A 13,212-nucleotide genomic window follows, 5' to 3' on the forward strand; every position below is an offset into this window, starting at 1 on the left:
TCTCGTTTGAATGGAGCTTGGATTATAGGGAGTGGCCCAGCAGGGGTGGCCGGAGCTTGGCCGGGATTGTGCGTCAGAGTTGGCGCTGTCAAGCCCCGTGCTTGCGTGATTTGGAAAATTTCTTTGGGCGTGCTAAACTCGTCGGCTCTGCGCTTCTTGAAGGCTGCGGAGTTGAGGCCTGTGGGTCTGCTGAGTTGCTTTGGCTACTCGGCGAGGCTTTACGGGTGGTTTAATTGAAAGGGCTGATATGTACGCGGTCATAAAAACCGGCGGTAAGCAATATAAAGTTGCTGCCGGCGAAAAGATCAAAATAGAACAGATTGCTGCGGATGTTGGCCAAGAGATTGTGATCGACCAAGTTCTCGCCGTTGGTAGCGGCGCGGATCTGAAGGTTGGCACTCCCTTGGTTGCTGGCGCAAGCGTCAATGCCACTGTTGTGGCTCACGGTAAGCACGACAAAGTGCGCATCTTCAAGATGCGTCGTCGTAAGCACTACAAGAAGAGTCAAGGCCATCGCCAGACGTATACCGAGCTGTTGATCAGCACGGTGAACGGCTGATCGAGAGCTGACTTTTTAGCCAACAGTTCAAGGAGATAATCCATGGCACAGAAAAAGGGCGGCGGTTCAACACGAAACGGCCGCGACTCCAAACCTAAGATGCTCGGTGTGAAGGTCTATGGCGGCCAATCCATCTCGGCAGGTTCCATCATCGTGCGTCAGCGCGGTACCAAGTTCCATCCCGGCACCAATGTCGGTATCGGCAAGGACCACACGCTGTTTGCCTTGATCGACGGCCAAGTGTCGTTCGCCATCAAGGGTGAGAAGAGCCGTCAGACGGTTTTTGTCACCGCTATCTAAATCAGATAGCCGATGAGCACCGCAAGCGGAGGGCAGCAGCCGACCGCTTGCAGCAGGTGACGCAAAAGCCCCGCCTAGCCGGGGCTTTTGCTTTTTGAGGCTGCAGCAAGGCCTGTGTTCGTCCCCTCGGATGGGCGCCGCTTTGCCTTAACATCAGCCTCAAAGGGCGTAAAGCATTATGAAGTTCATAGACGAAGCCACCATCGACATCGTGGCCGGCAATGGTGGTGCCGGCTGTGCGAGCTTTCGGCGCGAAAAGTTCATCCCCTTTGGCGGGCCGGACGGCGGCGATGGCGGCAGGGGTGGTAGCGTCTTTGCCGTGGCCGACAGCAATCTCAATACGCTGATCGATTACCGCTACGCGCGCCGCCACGAGGCCCGTAACGGCGAGGCCGGTCGGGGTTCCGACCAGTACGGTGCTGCGTCGGATGACATCATCCTGCGCATGCCGGTTGGCACCATCGTCAAAGACTTGGAAACCGACACCGTGATCGCCGAGCTGATTGAGCCGGGCGAGAAAATCTTGCTGGCCAAGGGCGGCGACGGCGGCTTCGGCAATCTGCATTTCAAGACCAGTACCAATCGCGCGCCGCGTCAAAAGACGCCGGGTTGGCCCGGCGAGGCCAAGAAGGTCAAGCTGGAATTGCGCGTGTTGGCCGATGTCGGTTTGTTGGGTCAACCCAATGCCGGCAAGTCCACCTTGATCACGGCGGTGTCGAATGCCCGCCCCAAGATCGCCGACTATCCGTTCACGACGCTGTACCCGAATCTGGGTGTGGTTCGCGTCGGGCCGGAGAAGAGCTTTGTCGTCGCTGACATTCCAGGTTTGATCGAGGGTGCTTCCGAGGGCGCCGGCCTGGGTCATCAATTCCTCCGCCATTTGCAGCGCACGCGTTTGCTTTTGCATGTGGTTGATCTGGCCCCGTTTGACCCGGCGGTGGATCCGGTCGTCGAGGCCAAGGCCATCGTCAACGAGCTGAAGAAGTACGACGAGGAGCTTTACAACAAGCCACGTTGGTTAGTGTTGAACAAGCTGGACATGGTGCCCGAGGAAGAGCGCGCCAAGCGCGTCAAGGACTTCGTCAAGCGCTATAAGTGGAAGGGTCCGGTGTTCGAGATTTCTGCTCTGACGCGCGAAGGCTGCCAGCCCTTGATTCACGCGATTTACGACCATGTGGCCACGGCGCACAAGGTGATTGTTGAAGTGGATCCGCGTTTCCCTGAAGGGAAGCCCGCTAGCGCGGCACCTGCCGACGCAGCGGAATGAGCCGCGCGCTCGCGGGCGCTCGGCGCATTGTCGTCAAGGTCGGCTCCAGCCTGGTGACCAATGAAGGTCGCGGCGTTGATGCCGATGCGATCGGCAATTGGTGCCGTCAGTTGGCGGCGTTAGCAAGCGACGGCCGCGAGTTGGTCATGGTGTCCAGCGGCGCGATTGCCGAGGGCATGAAGCGCTTGGGCTGGGCGACCCGTCCGAAAGAGTTGCACGAGTTGCAGGCCGCAGCGGCGGTGGGTCAGATGGGCCTGGCTCAGATGTACGAGAGCAAGCTGCGCGAGCAGGGCATGGGCAGCGCGCAAGTGCTGCTGACCCATGCAGACTTGGCCGACCGCGAGCGCTATCTGAATGCGCGCTCGACCCTGCTGACCTTGCTGCAGCATCGGGTCTTGCCTGTCATCAACGAGAACGACACCGTCGTCAACGACGAGATCAAGTTCGGTGATAACGACACGCTGGGAGCTTTGGTTGCCAATCTGATCGAGGCCGATGCCTTGATCATCCTGACCGATCAAAAAGGCCTGTATTCGGCCGACCCGCGGCGCGACCCGCAGGCCCGCTTCATTGCCGAAGCGGTCGCGGGAACGCCCGAACTGGAACAGATGGCCGGCGGCGCAGGTTCAAGCCTTGGTCGGGGCGGCATGATCACCAAGATCCTGGCCGCCAAACGCGCGGCCGGCAGCGGCGCCAATACGGTGATCGCCTGGGGCCGCGAGCCCGATGTCTTGATCCGCTTGATGGCCGGTGAAGCGATCGGCACCGCCTTGCTCGCGTCGACGCCGAAGTTGGCGGCGCGCAAGCAATGGATGGTCGACCACCTGCAGATGCGCGGCGCGGTCGTCATCGATGCGGGGGCGGTGGCCAAGCTGCAGGGTGAGGGCAAGAGCCTGCTGCCGATCGGCGTGCTGGAGGTGCAGGGCGACTTCCACCGTGGCGACGTGATCGCGGTGCGTGACCCGGCGGGCCGCGAGTTGGCAAGAGGCCTGACCAACTACTCGAGCGCCGAGGCGCGCCTGATTGCGCGCAAACCGTCGAGCGAGTTCGAGCGCGTGCTCGGCTATACGGCCGAGCCCGAACTGATACACCGGGACAATATGGTGCTGGGCTGAGTTGAAGATCGAGCCGCATTTAGCGCGGCTTGATTTTCAGGCGTCGGGCAGCTGGCCGAGCGAGTTCATGGCCTGGTCTTGCGAAGGCTCAGGCTGAGCCTTCACCGTCGGCTCGGCCTGCTGCCCTTGCCCTGGCCCATAGTCACCCCGGTGCTGCTGCGGCCGCATGCCGCCGCGCAGATAGCGGTTGTGATGGTTGATGCGCGGCAGATAGCGCGCCAGCTCGGTCAAGGCGTTCTCATAGACCCCGCGCTTGAACTCGATCACGGCTTCAAGTGGCACCCAGTAATCGTTCCAACGCCAAGCGTCGAACTCCGGGTGATTGGTGGCGCGCAAATTCATATCGCTGTCGCGACCCATCAATTGCAGCAGGAACCAAATCTGTTTTTGACCGCGGTAATGCCCGCGGGCATCTCGCCTGATGAAGTGGTCGGGCACCTCATAGCGCAGCCAATCGCGCGTGCGCGCGATGATTTGCACATGGTCAGGAACAAGCCCCACTTCTTCATGGAGCTCACGGAACATCGCCTGCTCAGGCGTTTCACCATAGTTAATGCCCCCTTGCGGGAACTGCCAGGAATGGGTGCGGATACGCTTGCCCCAAAACACTTCATTCCTGTGGTTGAGCAGGATGATGCCGACGTTGGGGCGGAAGCCGTCACGGTCGAGCATAATCAACCTCGAATCTTTAGTTGCGTCAATTATTGCATTGGGATGCCACCTCGGCAGCCTCATCGCTAACCCTCACTCACCAAACCCTGCTTGGCCTTTGCGGCCGAGCCTTGCCAAAGCGCCATGAAAGCCAGTCAGTTTTTCGTCTCCACGCTCAAAGAAGCTCCTGCCGATGCCGAAGTTGTCAGTCATCAGCTGATGATGCGAGCCGGCATGATCAAACGTATCGGCGCCGGTATCTATAACTACATGCCGATGGGCTTGCGCGTTATCCGCAAGGTCGAGGCCATCATCCGCGAAGAAATGACGCGCGCCGGCGCGGTCGAGTTGCTGATGCCGGTGGTGCAGCCGGCCGAGCTGTGGCAAGAAACTGGCCGTTTCGACAAGATGGGCCCGGAGCTGATGCGGGTGAAAGATCGCCATGGCCGCGACTTCATCATTCAGCCCACCTCCGAGGAGGTGATGACCGACATCGCCCGCCAGGAGTTGCGCAGCTACAAGCAGCTGCCGAAGAATTTTTATCACATTCAGACCAAGTTCCGCGATGAGCGCCGGCCGCGCTTCGGCGTGATGCGGGGCCGCGAGTTCACGATGAAGGATGCCTATTCCTTCGACCGTGATGTGGCCGCTGCAACCGTCAGCTACCAGGGCATGTTTGCTGCCTATCAGCGCATCTTTGATCGCTTCGGCCTGCAATACCGTGCGGTCGCCGCCGACACCGGTGCCATCGGCGGCGAGCTCTCGCACGAGTTCCAGGTGATTGCCGACACCGGAGAGGACGCGATCGTCTATTGCCCGAGCAGCGACTACGCCGCCAATATCGAGTTGGCCGAAGGCGTGGCTTTGTTGAGCGAGCGCGCGTCCGCCTCACAGGCTTTGACCAAGACAGCAACCCCTGGCAAGAGCACTTGCGAGGATGTCGCGGCCTTGTTGGCCCTGCCCTTGACGCAGACGGTCAAGTCCCTGGTCTTGGCCACGGATGAGCTGAACGACAAGGGCGAGATCATCAAATCGACGATCTGGCTCTTGCTGCTGCGCGGCGACCATGACTTGAATGAGGTCAAGGCCGGCAAGATTGAAGGGCTGAAAGCGGGCTTCCGCTTCGCCACCGTTGCCGAAATCGAAGAGCATTTCGGCTGCAAGCCCGGCTATCTCGGCCCGATCAATTTGCTCAAACCGGTAAAGGTCGTCGCCGACCGCACCGTTGCCCTGATGAGCGACTTTGTTTGCGGCGCCAACGAGTTGGACTTCCATTTCACCGGCGCCAACTGGGGCCGCGATCTGCCCGAGCCGGATATGGTCGCCGACCTGCGCAATGTGGTGGCCGGTGATCCGTCGCCGGACGGCCAAGGCGTGCTGGCGATTCAACGCGGCATCGAGGTCGGCCATGTCTTCTTGCTCGGCACCAAGTATTCGGCCGATATGAAGGCCACCTTCCTGGACGAGAACGGCAAGCCGCAGCTGATGGTGATGGGCTGCTACGGTATCGGCGTGACGCGCATCTTGGGCGCCGCCATCGAGCAAAGCCATGACGCGCGCGGCATCATCTGGCCGGACGCGATTGCGCCCTTCAGCGTGGTCGTCTGTCCGATTGGCATGGACCGCAGTGAAGAGGTCAAGGCGGCCGCTCACAAGCTGCATGATGACTTGCAGGCGCTGGGTATTGACGTGCTGCTGGACGACCGCGGCGAGCGCCCGGGCGCGATGTTTGCCGACTGGGAGTTGATCGGCGTGCCGCACCGCGTCGTGATCTCCGACCGTGGCCTGAAGGAAGGCCAGGTCGAATACCAAGGCCGGCGTGATGCCGAGGCCTCGAAGTTGGCGCTGGTTGACCTGCTTGCCCATTTGAAGGGCAAGCTCAAGCCTTGAAGCCGCTGGCTTTGCAGCGGCGCAGCCTGCTGGGCGGCGCTGCCCTTGCCTTGGCTGGGGCAGGCCTGCCGCGTCTCAGCCTAGCGGGCATGCAGGCCGAGGAGCCGCTGGCCGACGCCGTCCGCTCGGCCTTGACGGCAGCGGTTGCCTATAGCGCGCCGCCCAAACCGCGTTTCGACAATGTCGAGGCGCGCTTGGCCTATTTACGCTGGCTGGGCGCCACCAGCGAAAAGCTCAAGTCCCGCAAGAGCGAGGTGCAAACGCGGATCGAGTTTTTGGAGTCGGTCTGGTACGAAGCCAAGCGTGCCGGCTTGGACCCCAGCCTGATGCTGGGCTTGGTGCAAGTCGAGAGCGGCTTCCGCAAATACGCGATCAGCAGCGCCGGGGCGCGCGGCTATACGCAGGTGATGCCGTTTTGGGCCAATCTGATCGGCGATGGCCAGGCCTCACGGCTTTTCCATATGCAGACCAATCTGCGCTTTGGCTGTGTGATTTTGCGCCACTACCTGGACCGCGAAAAAGGCGATATGTATCTGGCGCTGGGGCGCTACAACGGCAGCCGGGGTAAGCCGGAATATCCCAACTTGGTGTTTGGTGCCCGCAAACAATGGTTGCTGCAGGGCGAGATTTGAAGTCAGCTTTTGCTGTTCAAGCCGCCCCAGGCCTGCGGCCGCGCACCCGCCACGCCGGCCAACTCCAGCACCCGCTCGGCACTCTCGTTGACCAGTTCTTCGATGGAAGTCGGATGGTGATAGAAGGCCGGCAGCGGCGGGAAGATGATGGCCCCCATCTCAGTCGCGGCCACCATATTGCGCAGATGGGCCAGATTGAAGGGCGTCTCGCGCACCATCAGGATCAGCCGGCGGCGCTCTTTCAGCGTGACGTCGGCCGCACGCGTTAGCAGGTTGTCGCCAAAGCCATGGGCCACCGCAGCCAGCGTCTTCATCGAGCAGGGCGCAACGACCATCGCCGCGGTCGCAAAACTGCCGCTGGCGATGCAGGCCCCGACATCGCCGGGCGCGTAGCAAAAGCTCGCCTCGCGCTCCAGCTCTGGGCGACTCAGACCCAGCTCATGATGAGCGTTCAGCACGCCGGCCGGCGTGACGATCAGATGGGTCTCGAGCCCCAGCTCGCGGCCACGCCGCAAAAGCCGCAGCGCATAGGCCGCGCCGGTCGCGCCGGTGATGCCGATGACCAGCCGTTGTTGAGGGGCTGACGTCACGCCGAGCTGACTTATTTGGCTTCGAGCGTTTGCTGCAACTCACCCGACTCGTACATCTCCATCATGATGTCCGAGCCGCCGACGAATTCGCCGTTGATATAGAGCTGGGGGATGGTCGGCCAGTTGGCGTAGTCCTTGATGCCTTGGCGCACTTCGGCATCATCGAGCACGTTGAAGGTCTTCAGATCGGTGGCGCCACAGGCCTTCAGGATCTGGATCGCGCGGCCCGAAAAACCGCACATCGGGAATTGCGCCGATCCCTTCATGAAGAGCATCACGCGGTTGTTTTTCACCAAATCATCAATACGTTGCTGCACGTCGCTCATTGTCATCTCGCCCAAAAAAGTGGAATCTCGGGCGCGATTATCGACGAGCCGGACCGAGCTGGCCGGCCGCCCCTATAAAGAGCTCAATAACTGTAGGACAGCCCGAGCTGAAGTACCGGCCTGAAGCGTATGTCGCGCAGCAGGTCTTCCATGCCTTGAGACCGGCTGGTCCCCAGGCGCAGGCCGCTGGTGGCGCTGCCGTTGACCAGACCGAGGTCGGCGCTGAAACCCCAGCCGCCTCGCAAGGATTGGCCGGTGTAGCCGATGCCCAGATAAGACATGGATCCATAAGGGTCGTTGCCATCGCCCAGCGGCGCAAGCAAGCTGATGCTGCGCTGGCCAACCGACCAAGCTTGGCCGCTGCTGCTGGCGCCAAGCGCCAAGCCCGCACTGCTTTGCGAAAGAGAACCCAACATCAGTCCGCCGGTCGCGCGCAGGCCGCCCTGCACGCCGCTCAGACCGGAGCCCGTCAGGTAATAGTCGCCCAAAAGATTGGCGCTCAGCAGCCGGGAGCCGCTGTAGCTTTGCGCTTCATAAAGCCCGGCAGGTGCGGGCTCAAGGCTGCTGAGCTGCAATCTGGCTTGCCAACTGGAGGGCGTGAGCGCCGGAGTTTTGGTCGCGTCGATCGCCAAGGCATTGAAGCTCAGGCTTGCCAGCAAGGCAATGGCGGCTGCACAAGGAGTCAAACGGGCGACTGTCATGACGTTCTCCGGCGGCGATTGGACTGGGTCCATGCTACGCCCGCGGCGGCCCGCTGTGGCAAGAAAAAAGCCAACAAATTCTGTTTCTGTTGACTGGATCAACTCGGCCAGCGGCCGGCGCTGACACGGGGTTGACCGCCCAAGTCGCGGCGCAAGCCCAAGTCGACGAATCCCCGAACGCTAAGGGCCTCGGCGACGGCCGGCGCTTGGTCATAGCCATGCTCAAGCAAGAGCCAGCCGCCCTTTGTCAGGTGTGCCGGCGCCCCTTCAATCAAGAGCAGCAGGTCCGACAAACCATCGCCACCAGGCGACAGTGCGCCGATAGGCTCATGCTGGAGGGCCGGCAGATGCGGGTCACCGCCGGCGATATAGGGCGGGTTGCTGACGATGATGTCGAAGCGCCGCCCTAGCAGCGGCTGCCACCAATTGCCTTGCATAAACGCCACATCCAGACCCAGCCTGTGGGCATTGCCTTGCGCAACGGTCAAGGCGGCCGGGCTGAGGTCGACCGCGCTGACGATGGCGGCAGGATGGCCGGCCTTGATGGCCAGAGCGATCGCGCCGCTGCCGGTGCCGAGGTCAACCAGGCTTGGCGTGCCGGCCATGGGCACCAACAATTCAAGCGCCCAGTCGACCAGGGTTTCGGTGTCTGCTCTGGGCACCAAGGTGTCCGGGGTGACGGTCAACAACAGGCCGTGGAATTCCTGTTCCCCGAGCAAATAGGCCAGCGGCATGCCGGCCGCGCGCTGCGTCATTTGCTCGACGAGCGTGGCGGCCAGCGCAGGGGCCAGAGGTGCATCGTCATGGCTGATCAGCCAGGCGCGGTTTTGCTTCAGGCTTGCGGCCAGCAGCAGTTGCGCGTCCAGCCTATCCAGCCCGAGCGAGCGCGCCAGGCTCAGGGCCGCACGCACATCGCCGGGCATCATGTCCTGCCTTCTTCCAGCAAGGCCAGTTGCTCGGCGGCCTGCGCCGCTTGCAGGCCGGCGGCCACATCGCTCAAATCACCGTCCATGATGGCGCCCAGCTTGTACAGCGTCAGGTTGATGCGGTGGTCGGTCAGGCGGCCCTGGGGGAAGTTGTAGGTGCGGATGCGGTCGCTGCGGTCGCCGCTGCCGATCAGGCTCTTGCGGTTGGCGGCGTCTTGCGCCTCGCGGGCGACGCGGTCCTTGTCGCGCACCCGAGCCGCCAGCACCAGCATCGCCTTGGCCTTGTTGCGGTGCTGGCTGCGGTCGTCCTGGCATTCGGCCACCAGGCCGGTCGGCACATGGGTGATGCGCACGGCGCTGTCGGTCTTGTTGATGTGCTGGCCGCCGGCACCGCTGGCGCGGTAGGTGTCGATGCGCAGATCGGCCGGGTTCAGCGTCACCTCCTCGGTCTCGTCCGGCTCGGCAATCACCGCCACCGTGCAGGCGCTGGTGTGGATGCGGCCCTGTGATTCGGTCGCCGGCACGCGTTGTACGCGGTGACCGCCCGACTCGAACTTCAGGCTTCCGTAAACGCGCTCGCCTTCGATGCGCACGACCAGTTCTTTGTAGCCGCCGAGATCGGAGTCGCTGCTGGACAGAATCTCCGTCTTCCAGCCCATCCGTTCGGCGTAGCGCAGATACATGCGGGCGAGGTCGGCGGCAAACAGCGCCGACTCGTCGCCGCCCGCACCGGCGCGGATTTCCAGGAAGGCCGACCTGTCATCATCGGGGTCGCGCGGCACCAGGGCCAGTTGCAGCGAGGCCTGCAAGCGCGCCAGGTCGGCTTCCGCCGCCTTGATTTCCTCGGCGGCCATCTCGGCCATCTCCGGGTCGTCCAGCAGCAGCTTGGCCTCGGCCAGATCGGCCTCGCGCTGCACATATTGGCGATATTGCGCGTCCAGCTCGGCGACTTCGGACTGCTCCTTGGTCAGCGCGCGGTAACGCTTCATATCGGCGGCAACGCTGCCGTCGCTCAAAATGGTGTCGAGTTCGCTCAGGCGGTAGCCGAGGCGGTCAAACTGCTGGCGCAGTGAATCTTTCATGGGGAATTTCTAGCGGTGAGCCAAGGGACCGATCGCCGCAGTCGCGGGTCGGGGCGTTGAGCGCTACGCCGCTAATGCTCGTTAGGAGTTTCCGCCGGATTGCGGCTGCTGCTGCGCAAAAACAACCGCGAGACGGTTTGCGCCAATTGAACGCGGTGCTCACCGTCGCTGGCATGCAGCTCGGCCAAGGTGCCATGCAGCATTTTTTGCGTCAGGCCGCGTGACAAGGCTTCCAGCACCTCGTCGACATTGGCGCCGCGCGCTAACTGCTTGCGCGCACGTGCCACCTCATGTTCGCGCCAGTCATCGGCCTGCGCGTTCAAGGCCTGAATCAAGGGCACGGTATTGCGCTGGCCCAGCCAATGCACAAAGCTTTGCACGCCGGTTTCGATGATGGCCTCGGCCTGCGCGACGGCGGCCTGGCGCTTCTCGCCGGCCGACTGCACCAGACCCGCCAATTCATCGACGGTGTAGAGATAGACGTCGTCGAGCTTGGCAACTTCGGGCTCGATATCGCGCGGCACCGCCAGGTCCACCATGAACATCGGCCTGTGCTTGCGGGCTTTGAGCGCCCGCTCAACGGCTCCCAGGCCGATCAAGGGCAGGCTGCTGGCGGTGCAGGAGATCACCGCGTCAAATTCATGCAGGCGCTGCGGCAGGTCGGCCAGGCGAATCGCCTCGGCGCCCAAGCGGCCGGCGAGCTTTTCGCCGCGCTCGAGCGTGCGGTTGGCGACGGCCATCGCCTTCGGCGTTTTGGCGGCAAAGTGGGTGGCGACCAACTCGATCATTTCGCCGGCGCCGACAAACAGCACCTTGATCTGACTCAGGTCTTCAAATAACTGTGAGGCCAAGCGCACCGAGGCCGCCGCCATGCTGATCGAATGCGCGCCGATTTCGGTCGAGCTGCGCACTTCTTTGGCGACCGAAAAACCGCGCTGAAACAGCTGGTGCAGGGTCGAGCCGACGGTGCCGGCCTGCGTCGCCTCGCGCACCGCCTGCTTCATCTGGCCGAGGATTTGCGGCTCGCCCAAGACCATCGAGTCCAAACCGCTGGCCACGCGAAACGCATGGCGGGCCGCCGCGCTGCCTTCCACCACATAGGCGTGATCCATCAGCGAGGCACTGCTGACGCCGCCGATGCGAGCCAGCCAGTCCACGGCCGGCTGCACCATGGTCTGGCTGCCGGCGACATAGAGTTCGGTGCGATTGCAGGTCGACAAAATCGTCGCCTCGGGGCCGGAATTGCCGGCCTTGCTCTGCCTGCTCGCCAAAATCTGGTCACGAAAACCATGCAAGGTGGGTGCCAGTTGTTCCAGCGAGAATGCAAAACGCCCGCGCAAATCCAGCGGGGCGGAGTTGTGATTCAGGCCAAGGGCAAACACTGTCATGGGCGGATTATAAAATTGACTTTCGGGCGGCGCGGCATTGCTTTGTTTTACGTCGAGCGGCCGAACTTGATGTGCATCAAGTATTCGCCAATCCCACAGCTTTTCAGACTATCAAGGCCTAGCCGCTCGTGAACCCCATCGACGCCTTCTGGCATATCGCCAACTTCTTCGCGCCGGCTTGGGGCGTGGCGGCCTTGCTGGCGCTGGCCGCCAAGCTGCTGTGGCGCCAGTCCTATGGCGGCGTGGCTTGGCGAAGGCTGGCGCTCTGGGGTGGCTTGGGCGGCAGCCTGGGTTTGCTGGCCGCCTTGGCAATGCTGGGTCGCGACGGCAAGATGTTGGGCTACGGCCTGATGTTGCTGAGCGTCGCTCTGCCGCAATGGGTGTTGGGTCTTAGGGGCCTTAGATTGCGGAAGTAGCATCCTCAACCGTCAGCACCTCGGCGCGCAGCGAATGCGCAAAGGCCTCGGTGATGTTGACGTCCACCAGCTTGTTCATCAAGCGCGGATGGCCCTTGAAGTTGACGATGCGGTTGCATTCGGTGCGGCCCATCAGCTCCGACGCATCCTTGCGCGCATTGCCCGTCACCAGGATGCGCTGGGTCTTGCCGACCATGGTCCGGCTGATTGCCAGGGTATTGGCCTCGATGACGTCCTGCAACTCCTGCAAGCGACGCAGCTTGACCTGATAGGTGACCAGATCTTCCAGGTTCGCCGCCGGCGTGCCGGGGCGCTGGCTGTAGATGAAGCTGAAGGACGCGTCGAAGCCTACCTCGTCGACCAGCTTCATCAGCTTGGCGTGGTCATCCTCGGTCTCGCCGGGGAAGCCGATGATGAAGTCGCTGGCGATGCGGATGTCGGGGCGGATCGCGCGCAGCTTGCGGATCGTGCTTTTGAATTCGATGCCGGTGTAGCCGCGCTTCATCGCCATCAGGATGCGGTCGCTGCCATGCTGGACCGGCAAATGCAGGTGGTTGACCAGTTGCGGAATCTTGGCGTAGGCATCCACCAGCCGCTGACTGAACTCGTTAGGGTGGCTGGTCGTGAAACGCAGGCGCTCGATGCCGGGGATCTCGGCCGCGTATTCCAGCAGCAGGGCGAGGTCGGCGTATTCGCCCGAGTCGCCCATCTTGCCCCGATAAGCATTGACGTTCTGGCCCAGCAGATTGATCTCCAGCACGCCCTGGTCGGCCAGACCGGCGATCTCGGTCAAGACGTCATCAAACGGGCGCGATACCTCTTCGCCGCGCGTGTAGGGCACGACGCAGTAGGAACAATATTTGGAGCAGCCTTCCATGATGGAGACATAGGCCGAGGCGCCCTCGACCTTGGCCGGCGGCAGGTTGTCGAACTTCTCGATCTCGGGGAAGCTGATGTCGACCTGCGGGCGCAGCTCATCCTGGCGGGCCTTGATCATCTGCGGCAGGCGGTGCAGCGTTTGCGGGCCGAACACCAGATCCACATAGGGCGCGCGGTCGATGATGGCATTGCCTTCCTGGCTGGCGACGCAGCCGCCAACGCCGATCAACACGCCTTTTTCTTTCAGATGCTTGACCCGGCCCAGATCGGAGAAGACCTTCTCCTGCGCCTTCTCGCGCACCGAGCAGGTGTTGAACAGGATCAGATCGGCTTGCTCGACGTCATCGGTTTTTTCGTAGCCTTGGGCGGCGCCCAGCACGTCGGCCATCTTGCCCGAGTCGTACTCGTTCATTTGGCAGCCGAAGGTTTTGATGAAGACTTTCTTGGACATGGTGCCCCTCGTTCGGTGAGTACACCGACCGATCCCCCG

The 13,212-nt window shown here is 62.4% G+C and carries 15 protein-coding genes; 7 read left to right on the forward strand and 8 right to left on the reverse strand.

Annotation, left to right across the window (positions count from 1 at the left end; all coding sequences use genetic code 11):
• Positions 1 to 247: 247 nt before the first annotated feature.
• The 4 genes from rplU to proB all read left to right on the forward strand — a co-directional run bounded on the left by rplU (position 248) and on the right by proB (position 3,241).
• Complete coding sequence (rplU, locus tag LNV07_RS17950; protein ID WP_263531669.1) at positions 248 to 559, forward strand: 50S ribosomal protein L21; 312 nt, start codon at positions 248 to 250, stop codon at positions 557 to 559.
• 42 nt (positions 560 to 601) lie between these two features.
• On the forward strand, positions 602 to 859 hold the full coding sequence (gene rpmA / locus LNV07_RS17955; RefSeq protein ID WP_263572552.1) for a 50S ribosomal protein L27: 258 nt from the start codon (positions 602 to 604) through the stop codon (positions 857 to 859).
• Positions 860 to 1,037: 178 nt separating this feature from the next.
• Complete coding sequence (cgtA, locus tag LNV07_RS17960; RefSeq protein WP_263572553.1) at positions 1,038 to 2,126, forward strand: Obg family GTPase CgtA; 1,089 nt, start codon at positions 1,038 to 1,040, stop codon at positions 2,124 to 2,126.
• Positions 2,123 to 3,241, forward strand: coding sequence for a glutamate 5-kinase (gene proB, locus LNV07_RS17965; RefSeq protein ID WP_263572554.1), 1,119 nt, complete (start codon positions 2,123 to 2,125; stop codon positions 3,239 to 3,241). The genes cgtA and proB overlap by 4 nt, the downstream gene beginning before the upstream one ends.
• Before the next feature lie 36 nt (positions 3,242 to 3,277).
• On the opposite strand, the gene LNV07_RS17970 is transcribed toward proB, so the two are convergent.
• Positions 3,278 to 3,913, reverse strand: a complete 636-nt coding sequence (locus tag LNV07_RS17970; RefSeq protein WP_263572555.1) for an RNA pyrophosphohydrolase — start codon at positions 3,911 to 3,913, stop codon at positions 3,278 to 3,280.
• A gap of 123 nt (positions 3,914 to 4,036) precedes the next feature.
• On the opposite strand from LNV07_RS17970, the gene LNV07_RS17975 reads away from it, so the two are divergent.
• Together LNV07_RS17975 and LNV07_RS17980 are read left to right on the forward strand one after the other, a co-directional pair.
• Entirely contained in the window at positions 4,037 to 5,782 is a 1,746-nt protein-coding gene (locus LNV07_RS17975) for a proline--tRNA ligase (RefSeq protein WP_263572556.1), read from the forward strand.
• Positions 5,779 to 6,414 (forward strand): transglycosylase SLT domain-containing protein, encoded by a 636-nt coding sequence (locus LNV07_RS17980; protein ID WP_263572557.1) that lies wholly within the window; start codon positions 5,779 to 5,781, stop codon positions 6,412 to 6,414. Before LNV07_RS17975 ends, LNV07_RS17980 begins: the two co-directional genes overlap by 4 nt.
• 2 nt (positions 6,415 to 6,416) lie before the next feature.
• On the opposite strand, the gene LNV07_RS17985 is transcribed toward LNV07_RS17980, so the two are convergent.
• The 6 genes from LNV07_RS17985 to hemA form a co-directional block, all read right to left on the reverse strand.
• Positions 6,417 to 7,004, reverse strand: a complete 588-nt coding sequence (locus tag LNV07_RS17985) for a UbiX family flavin prenyltransferase (RefSeq protein WP_263572558.1) — start codon at positions 7,002 to 7,004, stop codon at positions 6,417 to 6,419.
• An 11-nt stretch (positions 7,005 to 7,015) separates the two neighbouring features.
• Positions 7,016 to 7,330: a Grx4 family monothiol glutaredoxin gene (gene grxD, locus LNV07_RS17990; protein WP_263572559.1), complete on the reverse strand. Its 315-nt coding sequence runs from the start codon at positions 7,328 to 7,330 to the stop codon at positions 7,016 to 7,018.
• A gap of 83 nt (positions 7,331 to 7,413) precedes the next feature.
• Positions 7,414 to 8,031, reverse strand: a complete 618-nt coding sequence (locus LNV07_RS17995; protein WP_263572560.1) for a hypothetical protein — start codon at positions 8,029 to 8,031, stop codon at positions 7,414 to 7,416.
• A gap of 98 nt (positions 8,032 to 8,129) precedes the next feature.
• Complete coding sequence (prmC, locus tag LNV07_RS18000; protein WP_397545578.1) at positions 8,130 to 8,957, reverse strand: peptide chain release factor N(5)-glutamine methyltransferase; 828 nt, start codon at positions 8,955 to 8,957, stop codon at positions 8,130 to 8,132.
• A complete protein-coding gene (gene prfA, locus LNV07_RS18005; protein ID WP_263572561.1) occupies positions 8,954 to 10,039 on the reverse strand; it encodes a peptide chain release factor 1 in 1,086 nt (361 codons plus the stop codon). Before prfA ends, prmC begins: the two co-directional genes overlap by 4 nt.
• Before the next feature lie 71 nt (positions 10,040 to 10,110).
• Positions 10,111 to 11,427, reverse strand: a complete 1,317-nt coding sequence (gene hemA / locus LNV07_RS18010; protein WP_263572562.1) for a glutamyl-tRNA reductase — start codon at positions 11,425 to 11,427, stop codon at positions 10,111 to 10,113.
• A gap of 128 nt (positions 11,428 to 11,555) precedes the next feature.
• Here hemA and LNV07_RS18015 point away from each other — a divergent pair, with 128 nt between their 5' ends.
• Positions 11,556 to 11,843 (forward strand): hypothetical protein, encoded by a 288-nt coding sequence (locus LNV07_RS18015; RefSeq protein WP_263572563.1) that lies wholly within the window; start codon positions 11,556 to 11,558, stop codon positions 11,841 to 11,843.
• On the opposite strand, the gene miaB is transcribed toward LNV07_RS18015, so the two are convergent.
• The gene (gene miaB / locus LNV07_RS18020; protein ID WP_263572564.1) at positions 11,827 to 13,173 is read right to left on the reverse strand and encodes a tRNA (N6-isopentenyl adenosine(37)-C2)-methylthiotransferase MiaB; all 1,347 of its coding nucleotides are present in this window, start codon (positions 13,171 to 13,173) and stop codon (positions 11,827 to 11,829) included. The two genes, LNV07_RS18015 and miaB, sit on opposite strands and share 17 nt — an antisense overlap.
• Between the last annotated feature and the right edge of the window lie 39 nt (positions 13,174 to 13,212).

It is taken from the genome of Roseateles oligotrophus, assembly GCF_025717515.1.
Taxonomy (GTDB): Bacteria; Pseudomonadota; Gammaproteobacteria; order Burkholderiales; family Burkholderiaceae_C; genus Paucibacter_A; species Paucibacter_A oligotrophus.